The organism is Herbidospora cretacea (genome assembly GCF_001570605.1).
Classification (GTDB): domain Bacteria; phylum Actinomycetota; class Actinomycetes; order Streptosporangiales; family Streptosporangiaceae; genus Herbidospora; species Herbidospora cretacea.
The window spans coordinates 1-1216 of the sequence record NZ_BBXG01000036.1; the positions used below are offsets into that span (position 1 = coordinate 1).

At 56.9% G+C, this 1216-nt stretch carries 1 other annotated feature (cut by a window edge).

What is annotated here, in order from left to right:
* Nucleotides 1–49 precede the first annotated feature (49 nt).
* Nucleotides 50–1216 (minus strand) — a sequence feature (mutual gap in cmsearch alignment for this rRNA model is longer than 100); it runs 2885 nt beyond the window's last position.

Here is a 1216-nt window from a genome sequence, read left to right on the forward strand (position 1 = left end):
GTCTCGAACTGTTTGCGGTTCGAGAGTTGCATAGTCGACGCGAACATTTATGGTCAAGTCCTCGGCCTATTAGTACCGGTCAGCTCCACACGTTACCGCGCTTCCACTCCCGGCCTATCAACCCGGTCGTCTACCGGGGGCCTTACCCCTCACGGGTGGGAGACCTCATCTCAAGACGAGCTTCCCGCTTAGATGCTTTCAGCGGTTATCCCTTCCGAACGTAGCCAACCAGCCATGCTCCTGGCGGAACAACTGGCACACCAGAGGTTCGTCCGTCCCGGTCCTCTCGTACTAGGGACAGCCTCTTTCAAGTCTCCTGCGCGCGCAGCGGATAGGGACCGAACTGTCTCGCGACGTTCTAAACCCAGCTCGCGTACCGCTTTAATGGGCGAACAGCCCAACCCTTGGGACCTACTCCAGCCCCAGGATGCGACGAGCCGACATCGAGGTGCCAAACCATCCCGTCGATATGGACTCTTGGGGAAGATCAGCCTGTTATCCCCGGGGTACCTTTTAGCCGTTGAGCGACACCACTTCCACACGTCGGTGCCGGATCACTAGTCCCAGCTTTCGCTCCTGCTCGACCCGTCGGTCTCACAGTCAAGCTCCCTTGTGCACTTACACTCGACACCTGATTGCCAACCAGGCTGAGGGAACCTTTGGGCGCCTCCGTTACTCTTTGGGAGGCAACCGCCCCAGTTAAACTACCCACCAGACACTGTCCCCCACCCGGATTCACGGGCGCGGGTTAGACATCCAAAACGATCAGAGTGGTATTTCACCAATGACTCCACCATCACTAGCGTGACAGCTTCCCAGTCTCCCACCTATCCTACACAAACCGTTCCAAACACCAATGTCAAGCTGTAGTGAAGGTCCCGGGGTCTTTCCGTCCTGCTGCGCGAAACGAGCATCTTTACTCGTAGTGCAATTTCACCGGGTCTGTGGTTGAGACAGCGGGGAAGTCGTTACGCCATTCGTGCAGGTCGGAACTTACCCGACAAGGAATTTCGCTACCTTAGGATGGTTATAGTTACCACCGCCGTTTACCGGCGCTTAAGTTCTCACCTTCGCGACTTACGTCGCTAAGCGGTCCCCTTAACGTTCCGGCACCGGGCAGGCGTCAGTCCGTATACATCGTCTTACGACTTAGCACGGACCTGTGTTTTTAGTAAACAGTCGCTTCCCCCTGGCCACTGCGACCCCCACCAGCTCA